The organism is Paraburkholderia sp. J63 (genome assembly GCF_905220245.1).
Taxonomy (GTDB): domain Bacteria; phylum Pseudomonadota; class Gammaproteobacteria; order Burkholderiales; family Burkholderiaceae; genus Paraburkholderia.
Genome location: NZ_CAJMZF010000025.1, coordinates 26,621 through 39,263, shown reverse-complemented (window position 1 = coordinate 39,263; position 12,643 = coordinate 26,621). Strand labels below are relative to the sequence as shown.

The window sequence follows — 12,643 nt, the reverse complement described above, 5'->3', positions numbered from 1 at the left end:
AGGAATCTATTGAATGACCGCAGGCCAGTTCGCATCAATGGCGACGACGATGGCTTGCCGTACTTTGAAATCGATGCAGCACCGGCTCACGCGCTCGCGCCGATGGAGAAATTTCAAAGTACGGCAGACGCGCGCGATCCGCGTTGACACGACAGGGACCCGCTCTTCATCGTTAATGCCGTCAAACGAAAGGAGCGCGCTGCCGTGTCTGCCGCCATGCAACACCTGATCGACAAGGACCTGATTCGCGACGTGATGCTGCGTTACGCACGCGGTGTCGACCGCCGCGACTGGGCGCTCGTGCGCGCCGCTTTCTTCGAGGATGGCCACGACGACCACGCCGATTTCAAGGGCACGCGAGACGATTTCATCGCGTGGGTCAGGCAGCGCCACGATGCGCCGGGCCTGCTGAAATCCACGCACTTTCTCGGCAATTGCCTCGTGGAATTCGCGTCCGACAACATCGCCGCGGTCGAGACGTATTTCTTCGCGCGGCTGGAGCTCGCGCCGCAGGCCAGCGAGCACCGCGCGATGCTGGACGCGAAGCATGCCGGGAGCACGCACAACAGCCGCGTCGAGGTCTTCGGCCGGTACGTCGACCGCTTCGAGAAGCGCGACAGCGAGTGGCGTATCGCGCGGCGCCGCACGGTGTTCGACGCGATCCAGTCGCAACTCGTCGATCCGGCCGGGAACACGCTCGATCCGGCATGGACGCTCGGCCGCCGCGATCAGGACGATCCGGTATTCGCGGCGCGCGCCGAAGCCGGGCTGGGCTGACGCGCCCGGTGCAACCGGTGCGCCCGCTGTCCCGCTGCGCCTAAAACAAAGCATTCAACGGAGGAATTCATGGCATTGCGCAGAAACGTGCTCGTGGTGGGCGGCGCCGGTGGCATCGGCGCGGCATGCTGCGCCGCGCTCGCATCGGGCTGGAACCCGATCGTGGCCGACCGGGACGCCGAGGCCGCCGAACGCGTGGCGGCCGAAACGGGCGGCCGTGCCTATACGCTCGACGTCGGCGACGTCGACGCCATCGAGCCGTGCATCGACACCATCGAGCGCGATTGCGGCGAGATCGACGCGCTCGTGTTCGCGGCCGGCATCATCCCGCCGGCGCAGGGCCCGCTGCAGGCCGACCTGCCGGTCTGGGACCGGATCCTCGACATCAACGCGCGCGGCGCCTACGCGGTCTGCCGCGCGGTCGGGCTGCGCATGGCATCGCGCGGACGCGGCAGCATCGTGATGCTCTCGTCGCTGGCCGGCATGATGCCGACCCCGCACCTCGCGTACGGCCCGTCGAAAGCCGCGATGATCAATCTGGCCGGCGCGCTCGCCGTCTATCTCGGCCGCCAGGGCGTTCGCGTGAATGCGGTCTCGCCGGGGCCCGTGCGCACGCCCGTGATCGAAGCCAGCTATGCGCGCGGCGAACGCGATCCCGCCGTGATGGCGCGGCAGACCGCGCTCGGTCGCGTGATCACGCCTGGCGAGCTGGCCGGACCGATTGCATTCCTGCTCTCCGATGCGGCGGCCGCGATTACCGGCACCAACCTCGTCGTGGATGCGGGCGCGACCGCGGCGCTGGGCTGGAACCTGTTCGGCGGCGTGGACGCCGTGCTGGCCGGATTGCCGTCATGAGCCTCGCCGCCGAAACCCGCGCGTTCATGGACAAGCTCGCCGCGGCGGCCTCGAAGCCGCGCCATTTGATGACGCCGGACGAGGCGCGTACCGCGTTCGCGCGCATCGGCACGATCCTCTCCGCCGGTGCCGAATGCGCCTCGGTGGCGCTCGAGATCCCCGTCGATGGCAGCACGCTTCGTGCGCGCCTGTTCGTGCCCGACGAACGCCCGCAAGCGCTGCTCGTGTACTTCCATGGCGGCGGCTGGGTCGTGGGCGGAGTCGACGAATTCACGCCGCTTTGCCGCGAGATCGCGGTGGGCGCCGGTGTCGCAGTCGCACTCGTCGAATACCGAAAGGCGCCCGAGCATCCGTTCCCGGGACCGGTACACGATGCGTGGCAGGCCACGCAGTGGCTCGCCGCGCAACGGGCCGCGCTGCCCGGCGCCGAACTGCCCGCCGACTTGCCCATGCTCGTCGGGGGCGACAGCGCGGGCGCCAACCTCGCGATCGCGGTGACGCTGCTCGCCCGCCGCGAGCGCACGGTGCCGCTCGCGGGCCAGTTGCTCGTCTATCCGGTGACCGACTGCGTATTCGATCGACCGTCGTACGTCGCGCCCGAGAATCAGCTCCTGACCACCCGCGACGCAATGGCGTGGTACTGGACCCACTACGCGCCAACCGACGCGACCCGGCAGTCGAGCCTCGCCTCTCCGCTGCGCGAAGCCGACCTCTCGGGCTTGCCGGAAGCGATCGTCGTGACCGCCGAGCACGACGTGCTGCGCGACGAGGGCGAGGCCTACGCGCAGCGCCTCGAACAGGCCGGCGTGCCGGTTCATCATCTGCGTGCGCAGGGGCAGATGCATGGCTTCCTGATGATGATCGGCGTGCTGCCCGGCAGCCGCAGCGGCCTTCGCTTCATCTGCGAGCGGCTGCGCCGCCTGGTCGCGCGATCGTCGCGCTGACGCGCCGCCCTCGCGCACCAGTGGCGATACTCCGGGCACACCCCAGCGTCGCGACCGGCGCGATGCTAGTACGCTTGAACAGAAGCAAAGCACGAGGCCCGATCGCGGCCCGGCATCGAAACAACAGACGGAGACACGCATGCAACCCGGTAGATCCTTGCCGACGCACGTCGATGCGAGGTCCGGCAATGGCCCCCATGGCCTCGACACCGCATGGCCGAAGCCGCCGCGCGGCGAGCGCGCGCCCGGCAGCGCGATGGTGACGCCACTCGCGCGCGGGCTCGCGATTCTCTCGGTGTTCGGCCCGGACAAGGCGTGGCTCGGCAATCTGGAAATCGCGCAGGCGACCGGCATTCCCGCGCCGACCGTGCTGCGGCTGCTGCGCTCGCTCGTCGCGCTCGGCTATCTGCATCACGACAAGGCAAGCCGCAAGTATTCGCTGGCCGCCGCTTCGCTGGCGCTCGGCTACGCGGCCGTTTCCGATCCCGGCCTGCAGCGGCTCGCGAGCGTAGAAATGCGCAAATTCGCCGAGGAAACCGATGCCTACGTGCTGCTCGGCACGCGCGACCGGTTCGACATCCTCATTCTCGACACCCAGATCGGCAGCCGCGCCGTGCTCGATCTGCGGCTGCAACCGGGCATGCGCATGCACATCGCCTATTCGCTGATGGGTTGGGCGCTGCTCGCCGTGCTTCCCGAATCGGAGCGCAACTATCTGCTCAGCGAACTCGAGCGGCGGCCCGACGATAACTGGCCCACCATCGGGCGCCGGATGCACGAAAAAATCGCCCAGGTGCGCGAACTGGGTTTCGGCATGCTGCACGGCGACTGGGAGCCCGAACTTGCGTGCGTCGCGGCGCCCGTGCTGCTGCCCGATCGCCCGCCCTGGGTGCTCGGCTGCGTCGGCCGCACGGCTCGCCTCGCGCAAGCCCGGCTCGAACGCGAGCTGGGTCCGCGGCTCGTCGCGATCGCGCAAACGCTGCGCGAGCGCGTGCCGACACCCGTCTGAACGATCACGATGACGAATCCGTCGAATCATGCGAAGGCCCCGGCGCCCGAGTCCGCCCCCGTCACGCTGACGCTCGATCGCGGCCTGCAGCTACTGCGCGCATTTCACGCCGAACGCGCGCCGCTGACCAACGGGGAACTCGCGAATCGCACGGGGATGTCGAAGTCCGCTATTTCCCGCCTGACCTCGACGCTGATGCAACTCGGGTATATCCGCCGTGTCGCGGGCGGCGCGCGATTCGAACTGGCGACGGGCGTGTTCGGCATCGGGCATGCGTACCTCGAAACCAATCCCGTTACGCGGCTCGCGCATCCGCTGATGCAGCAACTCGCCGACCAGCTCGACGTTTCCGTTGCACTCGCCACGCCCAACGGACTCGACATGCTATATATCGCACACCGAACCAGTTCGCGAATCTCGACGCTGCGGCTCGGGGTCGGCTCGCTGCTGCCGATGTGCCTGACCGCCATCGGGCGCGCATGGCTCTGGGGGCTGCCGGAGCCTGAGCGGCAGTCGTATGTCGCGCGACTGCTGGAGGCCGCGGGCCCGCAGCGCGAGGCAATTCGCAGCGGCATCGAAAAGGCGTTCGACGATCTTCGCGAGAACGGCGTTTGCATGTCGTACGGCGAGTTCCAGCGCAACGCGTACGGCATCGCTTTGCCGGTCAGCGTGGGCGGTTCGGCCACGCCGATGTCGCTGAGCTGCGGCGCGATCAAGTTCCACCCCGATATCGACGCCATCCGGCAGCGCATCGTGCCGGCGCTCAAGCAGGCCGCGCGCGATCTCGAGTGCGTGCTTCGCGACGTGCGTTATGGGCCGTGATGCCGTCGAGTAGCGATTAGCGGCGATTCCAGTCCTTGATGCCTGCCCACCACGCCTGCCCGACGCGCAGGCGCGAAACGGGATTGTTCACCAGATCCTGCAAGTCAATTCGCCTTGATCCGCTTTATCGCGGTGCAGCGACTGTCTACATTGATCGCACAGCAGACCGGTTGGCTCGACTAGCCGCCGGATCCGCTTAATGGCATCGAATCGACTGGAGAAAAGGATATGGGCAAGCTCGCAGGCAAAGTCGCCGTCGTCACTGGCGCATCGAAGGGTATCGGCGCAGGGATCGCCAAGGCGCTCGCGCACGAAGGCGCTTCGGTGGTTGTCAACTACGCAAGCAGCAAGGCAGGCGCCGATGCTGTCGTCGCAGCGATTACATCGGCCAACGGAAAGGCGATTGCCGTGGGTGGCGATGTGTCGAAGGCCGCAGACGCGCAAGGCATCATCGACACAGCAATCGAAACCTATGGGCGCATCGACATTCTCGTCAATAATTCGGGGGTCTATGAGCTGGCGCCGATCGAAGACGTTACCGAAGAGCAATTCCATCGTCAGTTCAATATCAACGTGCTTGGCCTGCTGCTCACGACACAAGCGTCTTTGAAGCATCTGGACGAGGGGGCGAGCATCATCAATGTGAGTTCCGTGGTGACCACCATTACGCCGCCGGGGAGCGCTGTTTATACGGGTACCAAAGGCGCCGTCGATGCGATTACCGGCGTGCTTTCGCGCGAACTGGGGCCGCGAAAGATCCGCGTCAACGCAATCAATCCAGGCATCGTGCACACGGAAGGCACGCACGCGGCCGGGATCGCCGGATCGGACTTTGAAACGATGGCCGTGAGCCAGACGCCGCTGGGCCGTGTGGGTCAGCCCGACGATATCGCATCGATTGCCGTGTTCCTCGCGTCGGACGACTCGGGCTGGCTTACGGGCGAACACATCGTCGCGAGTGGTGGTATGCGCTGACGCGACTCAAGCGTGGTAACGCCGGTCGCGCTCGATCGGCCAAGTATCAACGCCCCCTTATTTTCGCGCGCCCCTGCGTACGGCCCCGTTTCACCATCTCGACCCCCAGCCGTTTCGCCAGCGCCGAGAGAATCTCGCAAAAGGCATCGACAAAGGAACTGCCAGGCCGCAACGATGGCCGCAGTACGGAAATACGGCGCGGCGGAATCGCTTCGAGCGGAACAAAGGCCAGCCCGCTCACATCGATCGATGCGGCCGTGAGACTCTCGACGATCGCGCGCCGGCCCGTCAACTGCACCATCCGGCAGGCCAGCGCGGAGCTCGACACGCGCGCATGAATCATCCGGCTACGCTCGGCCGACGAAAGCTGCGCGTGCAATTCAGGAATGCTCTCTAGCGCACCCACCGTCGTCAGCGCGATATCGCCCATCTCGGCAACGGTCACCGAACGCCGCGTCGCCAGCGTATCGTTCGACAGCATCGCGCAGACGATCATCGAATCCAGCAAATGCTGCTCGGTCACATTTCTCATTTCCCGAAAAGGCGTGCAGATGCCCAAGTCGACTTGCTGACTCTCCACCAGGTCCAGCATCTTTTCGGCGTTCTCGATGGTGACCTCGACAAATACCTTTGGAAATTCCATCTGGAACGCTGCAATCGCTTCGGGCAGCAATCGTTCCGTTACCGCGGGATAAGCGCAGATGCTCAGGCGGCCAAGCGTGCCGGTTCGCAAGCCATCGGCGAGCTCGTTGAGGGCACGTAAGCTTGCGTTCGTCCGCTCGGTCTGATCGAAGAGCAAGATGGCCTCTGCCGTGGGCAACAACCGGCCCTTCTCGCGCTTGAACAGCTTGACGCCCAGGCTATCTTCCAGCGCCTTCAATTGCTTCGTCACCGCGGGCTGCGAGATGTGCATGTTCTGCGCCGCAGCCGTCAGTGTCCGGCACCGGACCACCTCGTACAGCAACTCGACCTGGTGGTAGTTGAGCGTCGGGCGTGCCATGTTTCCTCCGATGAATCCGCGCAATGCTCAGAGCATAACCCACGGTTATGGACTCGTGCCCAACAATGTATTGGCGTACCAATGCGTTTTGCGTTGAAATTTCAGTCACTCACCATATTGGCGCACGTGCGCATTTCGCGCCGACATTGCGGCCACTCGCAAGATGACAGGAGGCTCGTCGAGAGCCAGGGGACAAACCATGCAAACAATTCAGAAATCGCAGCGTACACAGTTGGGCAAGCCCACGAAGTTCAGATGGTTCATGGTGTTCCTCGCGTTTGTCGCGATCGTCACCAACTACATGGACCGCGCGAACCTGGCCGTCGCATTGCCGTACATGAATACCGATCTGCATTTGTCGGCGGGCGAATCGGGGCTGATCCTCGGGGCGTTCTTCTGGACTTATGCGGCATTCCAGATTCCCGCGGGCATGCTCGTCGACAGGCTGGGCGCGAAGGCCGTGTTTGCCGCCGCCGTCGTGTGGTGGTCGGCCTTCACGATGGCCACGGGCCTCGCGCGCGGCGCCGCCTCTTTGCTGGGCCTGCGATTTCTGCTGGGCGTGGGCGAAGCCGGCGCCTTTCCCGCCGCGACGAAGCTCGTCGAACGGTGGTTCCCCTCGACCGAGCGCGGACTCGCCTCCGGCATCTATGATTGCGGCGCACGCGGCGGCACGCTGATCGCGCTGCCCATCTGTACCGCGATCATCACGGCTTATGGCTGGAAGGCATCGTTCCTCTTCACGGGCGCAGTCGGGCTCGTGTGGGTCGTCGTGTGGCTCCTCGTGGCGAGCGAATTTCCCTCGCAGAACCGCTTCGTCAACGAAGCAGAAGCAAGCCATATCGAAGGCGGCTCGCCCACGCCGCAGAAGTCCACGGTTCGCATCAAGTGGGGGAAACTCTTCACCTCCAAAGTCGTCTGGGCGATGTCGCTGGGCTTTGCCTGCCAGGGCTACGTCATTTATTTCTTCATCACCTGGTATCCGACCTACCTCGTGAAGGCGCGTGGCTTTACCCTGCTCCAGCTCGGTTTCTACGGCATTTTGCCGGGCATCGCGGGACTGGTCGGCTCGTGGTTCGGCGGCTGGATCTCCGACAAGCTCGCCGCGAGCCGGTACGGCCTCAATTTCGCGCGCAAGGCCTGCATCGTCGTCGGGATGGCGCTGAGCGCAACCATCGGCCTCGCCGGCATCGTCACGCAGGCCTGGGTCGCGCTGCTGCTGCTGTCCATCGCATTCTTCGGCGTCTCGGTCGCCACGTCGAGCATCCTCGCGCTGCCCGCCGACATGTCCACACGCGGCGAACGCTCCGTGGCCGGGACCGTCGCCGGATTTCAGAACTGCATCGCCAATCTCGCCGGCATCGCGAGCCCCGCGGTCATCGGTTTCCTGAAGGACGCGACGGGATCGTTCACGCCGGGGCTCGTTTCAGCGTCGATCGTCGCGATCGCCGGATGCCTCATCTACATCTTTGCGCTCGGGCCAATCCGGTCGGACGTGCTCGAACACGTCATCGCCGATTGACGGGCCAGCTACCGCTTCCGCTTTTCGCGCGCTTTTCTCCTTGAGGTCAACATGCTTTGCGATTCACCGAAGGTCCCGTTTCTCGCCTTTCCCGTCGAAGCGGATTTGAGCCAGGTTTCCGCCACGTTCGCCGTGATCGGCGCGCCATACGGCGTGCCTTACGGGCCGGCCCTGCTGCACTGCGACTCGTCCAATGCGCCCGACAAGGTTCGCGAGCGCAGTTTCCGCTACGGGCGGCAAGCCGGGCACTATGACTTCGACCTCCAGGGGACGCTGTTCGGCGACACCGCCGCGTCGGGCGTCGATTGCGGCAACGTTCCCGGTACGCTGGACGTTGCCCGCAATGCGGCGGCCGTCACCTCGGCCATCGCCGCGCTGCTGGAACGTGGCGCAATTCCGATTGTGCTCGGCGGCGACGATTCGATTCCTCCGCTTTGCGTGCGCGCATTCGAATCGCTCGGGCCGCTCAACGTGCTGCAGTTCGATGCCCACCTCGATTTCCGCGATGAAGTGAACGGCGAGCGGCACGGCTATTCGAGCCCGATCCGGCGCATTCGCGAAATGCCATTCGTCAAGCGCATCGTGCAGGTCGGCCTGCGCGGCAGCGGCAGCGCCCGCGCAAGCGATGTCGATGACGCGCTGCGCTCGGGCAACGTGATCGTTCCCGCGGAAACCGTGCTAGACGAAGGCATCGAGGCCGTCACCCGCCATCTGGTGGACGACGCGCCCTGGTTCGTGACCTTCGATGTCGACGGACTGGACCCCGGCGTGGCGCCGGGCGTGATCGCACCGCTGCCGGGCGGACTGACGTTTCATCAGGCGCGCGGCATCCTCAAGCATCTGTGCACGACCACGCAACTCGCGGGCATTGATTTCGTCGAGTATCATCCGGCGCTCGATGTCCGCGAGATGACCGCGTTGACGATCACGCGTCTCCTGACCAACGTGCTGGGCTTCAGCGCGCGCAGGCTGGCCGCTTGAAGGCAGCGCACCTGAAGGCAGCGCACCCTGCGCCGGCCCGTCTTGGCGACGTCCCGGCGACGCGCTGGAAAAATGGCAACGGCATCACGCGCGAGTTGCTCAGGATTGCCGCACCCGGCAATCCCGATGATTTCGCACTCCGTATCAGTATCGCAAACATGGACTGCGATGCCGGCTTCTCGACGTACCCCGGCATCGATCGAATCCTCGCGATTCTGCGCGGCTCGGGCATGGAATTGATCGACGTGCCGACCGGTGCTGTCTGTCATGCGCTCCGTGGGCGCTACTCATCGGTCGCATTCGCGGGCGAGCGGCCACTCGAAGGCCGTCTGCTCGACGGGCCCATCCTCGATTTCAATGTGATGGTTCGCCGCGACACGGCGACGGCCGCCGTGAGGATCGTCGAGCACTCGCGCACCGTGCCCGCGTTGAATTGCTGCCTGCTCTTCGTTGCGCAGGGACAGGCGCGCATCGTATTCGAAGACGGCAGCGCGCTCGTGCTGGAGGAATCCGGTTTCGTCGAGCCGAGGGGCGCGGAATACATTACGACGGTAGGCGCATCGGTTGCGCTTCTGGTCGATTTTTGCTGGCGCGAGTGAGGCATGCTCTGTGCACGCCGACGTCAGGACTGAATTCGAGCTGAATGGCGGCGCGTGGTTCACGAGCGATCGTCACGATACCGGCAATCATTTGATCCTCGCGGCCGTCGGCGCGAACTATCTGCTTTCGCGCAGGACCACGCTCTATGCGCAATTCGGCGTGGTCAACAATCACGGCGCGATGAACACGGGGCCCGACGTCGACGGAAACGCGGTCGACAGCGCGCTCTACGGCACGCAGGGCACGACCGTGGGCGGCAACGTGGGGATCCGGCACATCTTCTGAGGTCGAGAGAAAGCGTGGGGGCCGGCGATTACAGTCCCCGCGCCGCGAGCACCGTCATCACCGAGTCCTTGATGCGTTCCCGCTCAACCGTGCAGGTATCCATCAATTGCTCGCGATCCCGCTTCGCGATCGCGTTCAACAAGGCACGTTCGAGATGGGCATTCGCCGACTCGCCCGGGCGATTGGCTTCGGTCGCCAGCGCGCGATAGCGATCGGTTAGCCGGATCAGCCTCAGGGCCTCGCGACGAATGATCTTCTCGGGCGACAAGTCGAACAGGCAGGCGTAGAACGCATAGTATTCCTCGATCCACGCAGCCCGCTGGCGCCCGCCCAGATAGTCGTCGAGCCTCGCCAGCATCGCGTTCAGCGCGGCCGTCTGCGCCTCGTCCGGCCACGCCATCGACTGGAACAACTCCCGCTCGATGAGGAAGCGGGCGCGGTAGAGTTGCGCCGCTTCGCTCGAAGACAGCGGCGCGACAAAAAAACCGCGGTTCGGGTCGTGCACGATGACACCCACCGCGGCGAGCAGGTTCAGCGCCTCTCGCACCGGCACCCGGCTGATGTCGAAGCGCTCCGCCAGCTCGGACTGCCGCAGTTGCTGTCCAGGCGAAAGCACGCCCAGATTGATCAGCTTGCGGATATCCTCGGCAACCTGCGCGGGGATATCGATGTCCTTCAGTTCGATTTTGCTCACGGGTATCGTCGTCTCTTTAGCCGTTGCGTGCGCCGATGTTCGCACGTCACAGCCGCTATTCTATGGCAGCGCAATCGCGTCTGCCCGCCGGGCGCGATGACCTGCGGGCAGACGCCGACCGGGGTGCGGATCAGACGCTCCCCGCCCGGCTATCGCGGATCAGGAAGATGATGAACATCAGCCACGACACGCCCAGTCCAAAATAGTCGAAATTGCGCAGCGGCCTGAACTCGGCGAAGCCCAGTCCCGTGGACCCGATGCACGCTGCAGCCGTGAGCAGCAAACAGATCCCGACTGCAATCCACGTATCCTTTTTCATATCACTCTCCAGGCTGATGCTTATCGATGTTGGGCAGCGGGCAGCGGCCGGGCGGCGACCCGTTCGTCCGCCTCGTTCTGAAAATGGCCTTTCCAGCCGTCCCACAGCCACATGGGCTTGAGTGTCGGGCGGAAGACCGAAGCCATGTATCCGCTATAGGCCAGCAGCAGCAAGCCGTTCATCAGCAGTTCCTGCGGCCCCGAAAAGAGCTGTCTCGGCGTCGCGACAATGAACGTGTTGAGCCAGAAGATCGTGACCGTGGTCGGCATCTCCAGAATGAGTGCGAGCGTCGCGAAGCGGTTCGTCAGAAGCATCGTTCCGAAGATGAACTCCATGTATTTGACCGCGGGATACAGATGGATCGTCGTGGCCGCCGCCACGTAGGCGCCGCCGACGCCCGGGATCGGCGGAACGTAGCCGGTCGTGATGTAGCGGATGCCCGAGAAAAAGAGGTGGGCTCCGAAGTAGAGCCGCAACCACATGATGACGTACTTCCATGGCGACTGACTGGCGCTGTTCATGCAATGTCTCCTGAATGCTCGTTGATAGAACTCGAAACTCCGGTCGTGAGCGCCGCTTCGTGCGACGTCATACTCCGGCAAGGCGCTCGTGAAGAGCCGCGCGAGCCTGCCGGCACCGCTCTCCAGCGAACCTGGTTGCCGCCCTACTCCCCCACGCTGACGGCCGGTCGTCCCGGCGTCCCGATGCGCGCAAGCAGGGCCTCGTCGATCTCCACGCCGTAGCCGGGCCGCTCGTTCGGATACGCGTACCCGCGATGAAAGCGTTGGGCGCCCAGCGCGAGGTCCTCGCCCGCCGGGATGTCCTCGCTGTTCCACGCGGCGTGCACCGCCAGCGGTCCGGCGCTTTCGCTCATGAACTGGCACGCCCACTGGTCCGCGACCCAAAGATGGGTGCTGGGGCACGCCTCTATGCCGGAGCCGATCAGCGTGCTGCAGAACACCGGCAAGTCGTACATGCGGCACACGGCCAGAAAGCGCTGGGCCTTGAGCAGGCCGCCGACCTTCTGCACCTTCAGGATCACGCCGTCGGCGCTGCGCCGCTCGGCGATCTCGCGCAGGTGATGCAGTTCCTGCGCGCCCTCGTCCGCATAGAGCGGCGTTTCGATGCGTTCGCGCAGACGCGACATGCCATCGCGATCCCAGTGCGGCAGCGGCTGCTCGACGAAGTCGAGATGGAACCGGTCGAGCCGGCGTATCGTGCGCAGCGCCGCTTCGTAGTTCCATGAGCCATTGGCGTCGAGCATGATGCGCGCGCCGTCGCCGAGCGCCGCGCGCACGGCGGCCGCGGTCGCCACGTCGTTGTCGAACGTGCCGCGGCCAACCTTCAGTTTGAAGGCCGTGTACCCCGCCTCCTGCGCGGCCACGGCGGTGCTCGCGACCTGTTCCGGCTCCCCGGCCGACAGCACCCAGCCCAGCGGCACCGCATCGCGCGTGCGGCCGCCGAGCAGGTCATAGACGGGTACGCCCAGCGCCTTGCCTTTGAGGTCGTGCAGGGCGCAATCGACCAGCGCTTTGGCCTGGTTGTTGTCGCGCGCCAGCGTGTCCATCGCACCGACGATCTTCTCGATGTTGCGAGGATCCTCACCGAGCAGAATGCGCGGCGCAAAGACATCGCAGATCATGCTGACGATCGATGCCTGGCTTTCGCCGCGATACCACGACGACGTGTCGCCGGACTCCGCCACGCCCACGAGGCCGGTATCGGCATAAAGGCGCAGCAACACGGTATTCAGGCACGTGATCGTCACGTTCGGCAGGCGAAGCGGCTTTTTGAGCGGCATCGACAGGGGAATGCATTCGACTCGGGTAATTTTCATGGTGCGAAAAAGAGAGCGGGGTTCGA

Annotated in this window: 14 protein-coding genes and 1 pseudogene; 10 read left to right on the top strand and 5 right to left on the bottom strand. The window is 65.1% G+C overall.

Annotated elements, in window-relative coordinates:
• The first annotated feature begins 204 nt into the window (after positions 1–204).
• From U5775_RS24340 to U5775_RS24315, 6 genes are all read left to right on the top strand, one after another.
• The gene (locus U5775_RS24340; protein ID WP_322060656.1) at positions 205–777 is read left to right on the top strand and encodes a nuclear transport factor 2 family protein; all 573 of its coding nucleotides are present in this window, start codon (positions 205–207) and stop codon (positions 775–777) included.
• Between the two features lie 69 nt (positions 778–846).
• Positions 847–1,632 (top strand): SDR family oxidoreductase, encoded by a 786-nt coding sequence (locus U5775_RS24335; RefSeq protein ID WP_322060655.1) that lies wholly within the window; start codon positions 847–849, stop codon positions 1,630–1,632.
• A complete protein-coding gene (locus U5775_RS24330) occupies positions 1,629–2,576 on the top strand; it encodes an alpha/beta hydrolase (protein ID WP_322060654.1) in 948 nt (315 codons plus the stop codon). The genes U5775_RS24335 and U5775_RS24330 overlap by 4 nt, the downstream gene beginning before the upstream one ends.
• A 139-nt stretch (positions 2,577–2,715) precedes the next feature.
• Positions 2,716–3,585, top strand: a complete 870-nt coding sequence (locus U5775_RS24325; RefSeq protein ID WP_322060653.1) for an IclR family transcriptional regulator — start codon at positions 2,716–2,718, stop codon at positions 3,583–3,585.
• Positions 3,586–3,594: 9 nt separating this feature from the next.
• Positions 3,595–4,407 (top strand): IclR family transcriptional regulator, encoded by an 813-nt coding sequence (locus tag U5775_RS24320; RefSeq protein WP_322060652.1) that lies wholly within the window; start codon positions 3,595–3,597, stop codon positions 4,405–4,407.
• Positions 4,408–4,635: 228 nt separating this feature from the next.
• Complete coding sequence (locus U5775_RS24315; RefSeq protein ID WP_322060651.1) at positions 4,636–5,382, top strand: glucose 1-dehydrogenase; 747 nt, start codon at positions 4,636–4,638, stop codon at positions 5,380–5,382.
• A 46-nt stretch (positions 5,383–5,428) separates the two neighbouring features.
• On the opposite strand, the gene U5775_RS24310 is transcribed toward U5775_RS24315, so the two are convergent.
• The gene (locus U5775_RS24310; RefSeq protein ID WP_322060650.1) at positions 5,429–6,382 is read right to left on the bottom strand and encodes a LysR family transcriptional regulator; all 954 of its coding nucleotides are present in this window, start codon (positions 6,380–6,382) and stop codon (positions 5,429–5,431) included.
• A gap of 199 nt (positions 6,383–6,581) precedes the next feature.
• Here U5775_RS24310 and U5775_RS24305 point away from each other — a divergent pair, with 199 nt between their 5' ends.
• The 4 genes and pseudogenes from U5775_RS24305 to U5775_RS24290 form a co-directional block, all read left to right on the top strand.
• The gene (locus U5775_RS24305) at positions 6,582–7,901 is read left to right on the top strand and encodes an MFS transporter (protein WP_322060649.1); all 1,320 of its coding nucleotides are present in this window, start codon (positions 6,582–6,584) and stop codon (positions 7,899–7,901) included.
• Between the two features lie 51 nt (positions 7,902–7,952).
• Entirely contained in the window at positions 7,953–8,882 is a 930-nt protein-coding gene (locus tag U5775_RS24300) for an agmatinase (protein ID WP_322060648.1), read from the top strand.
• On the top strand, positions 8,879–9,481 hold the full coding sequence (locus tag U5775_RS24295; RefSeq protein WP_322060647.1) for a HutD family protein: 603 nt from the start codon (positions 8,879–8,881) through the stop codon (positions 9,479–9,481). The genes U5775_RS24300 and U5775_RS24295 overlap by 4 nt, the downstream gene beginning before the upstream one ends.
• A gap of 37 nt (positions 9,482–9,518) precedes the next feature.
• A pseudogene (locus U5775_RS24290) lies at positions 9,519–9,767 on the top strand (porin); the annotation flags it as partial.
• A gap of 28 nt (positions 9,768–9,795) precedes the next feature.
• Here U5775_RS24290 and U5775_RS24285 read toward each other — a convergent pair.
• From U5775_RS24285 to U5775_RS24270, 4 genes are all read right to left on the bottom strand, one after another.
• Positions 9,796–10,461 (bottom strand): GntR family transcriptional regulator, encoded by a 666-nt coding sequence (locus U5775_RS24285; RefSeq protein WP_322060646.1) that lies wholly within the window; start codon positions 10,459–10,461, stop codon positions 9,796–9,798.
• Between the two features lie 130 nt (positions 10,462–10,591).
• Entirely contained in the window at positions 10,592–10,780 is a 189-nt protein-coding gene (locus tag U5775_RS24280; RefSeq protein WP_322060645.1) for a hypothetical protein, read from the bottom strand.
• Positions 10,781–10,800: 20 nt separating this feature from the next.
• Positions 10,801–11,301, bottom strand: a complete 501-nt coding sequence (locus U5775_RS24275; RefSeq protein WP_322060644.1) for a hypothetical protein — start codon at positions 11,299–11,301, stop codon at positions 10,801–10,803.
• A gap of 143 nt (positions 11,302–11,444) precedes the next feature.
• The gene (locus tag U5775_RS24270; RefSeq protein WP_322060643.1) at positions 11,445–12,581 is read right to left on the bottom strand and encodes a mandelate racemase/muconate lactonizing enzyme family protein; all 1,137 of its coding nucleotides are present in this window, start codon (positions 12,579–12,581) and stop codon (positions 11,445–11,447) included.
• Positions 12,582–12,643: the final 62 nt, after the last annotated feature.

What these genes read in the sequence shown, in the direction of transcription:
- U5775_RS24335 (WP_322060655.1), top strand. Translation starts at nt 847, where the DNA reads ATGGCATTGCGCAGAAACGTGCTCGTGGTGGGCGGCGCCGGTGGCATC.
- U5775_RS24330 (WP_322060654.1), top strand. Translation starts at nt 1,629, where the DNA reads ATGAGCCTCGCCGCCGAAACCCGCGCGTTCATGGACAAGCTCGCCGCG.
- U5775_RS24325 (WP_322060653.1), top strand. Translation starts at nt 2,716, where the DNA reads ATGCAACCCGGTAGATCCTTGCCGACGCACGTCGATGCGAGGTCCGGC.
- U5775_RS24320 (WP_322060652.1), top strand. Translation starts at nt 3,595, where the DNA reads ATGACGAATCCGTCGAATCATGCGAAGGCCCCGGCGCCCGAGTCCGCC.
- U5775_RS24315 (WP_322060651.1), top strand. Translation starts at nt 4,636, where the DNA reads ATGGGCAAGCTCGCAGGCAAAGTCGCCGTCGTCACTGGCGCATCGAAG.
- U5775_RS24310 (WP_322060650.1), bottom strand. Translation starts at nt 6,382, where the DNA reads ATGGCACGCCCGACGCTCAACTACCACCAGGTCGAGTTGCTGTACGAG.
- U5775_RS24305 (WP_322060649.1), top strand. Translation starts at nt 6,582, where the DNA reads ATGCAAACAATTCAGAAATCGCAGCGTACACAGTTGGGCAAGCCCACG.
- U5775_RS24300 (WP_322060648.1), top strand. Translation starts at nt 7,953, where the DNA reads ATGCTTTGCGATTCACCGAAGGTCCCGTTTCTCGCCTTTCCCGTCGAA.
- U5775_RS24280 (WP_322060645.1), bottom strand. Translation starts at nt 10,780, where the DNA reads ATGAAAAAGGATACGTGGATTGCAGTCGGGATCTGTTTGCTGCTCACG.
- U5775_RS24275 (WP_322060644.1), bottom strand. Translation starts at nt 11,301, where the DNA reads ATGAACAGCGCCAGTCAGTCGCCATGGAAGTACGTCATCATGTGGTTG.
- U5775_RS24270 (WP_322060643.1), bottom strand. Translation starts at nt 12,581, where the DNA reads ATGCCGCTCAAAAAGCCGCTTCGCCTGCCGAACGTGACGATCACGTGC.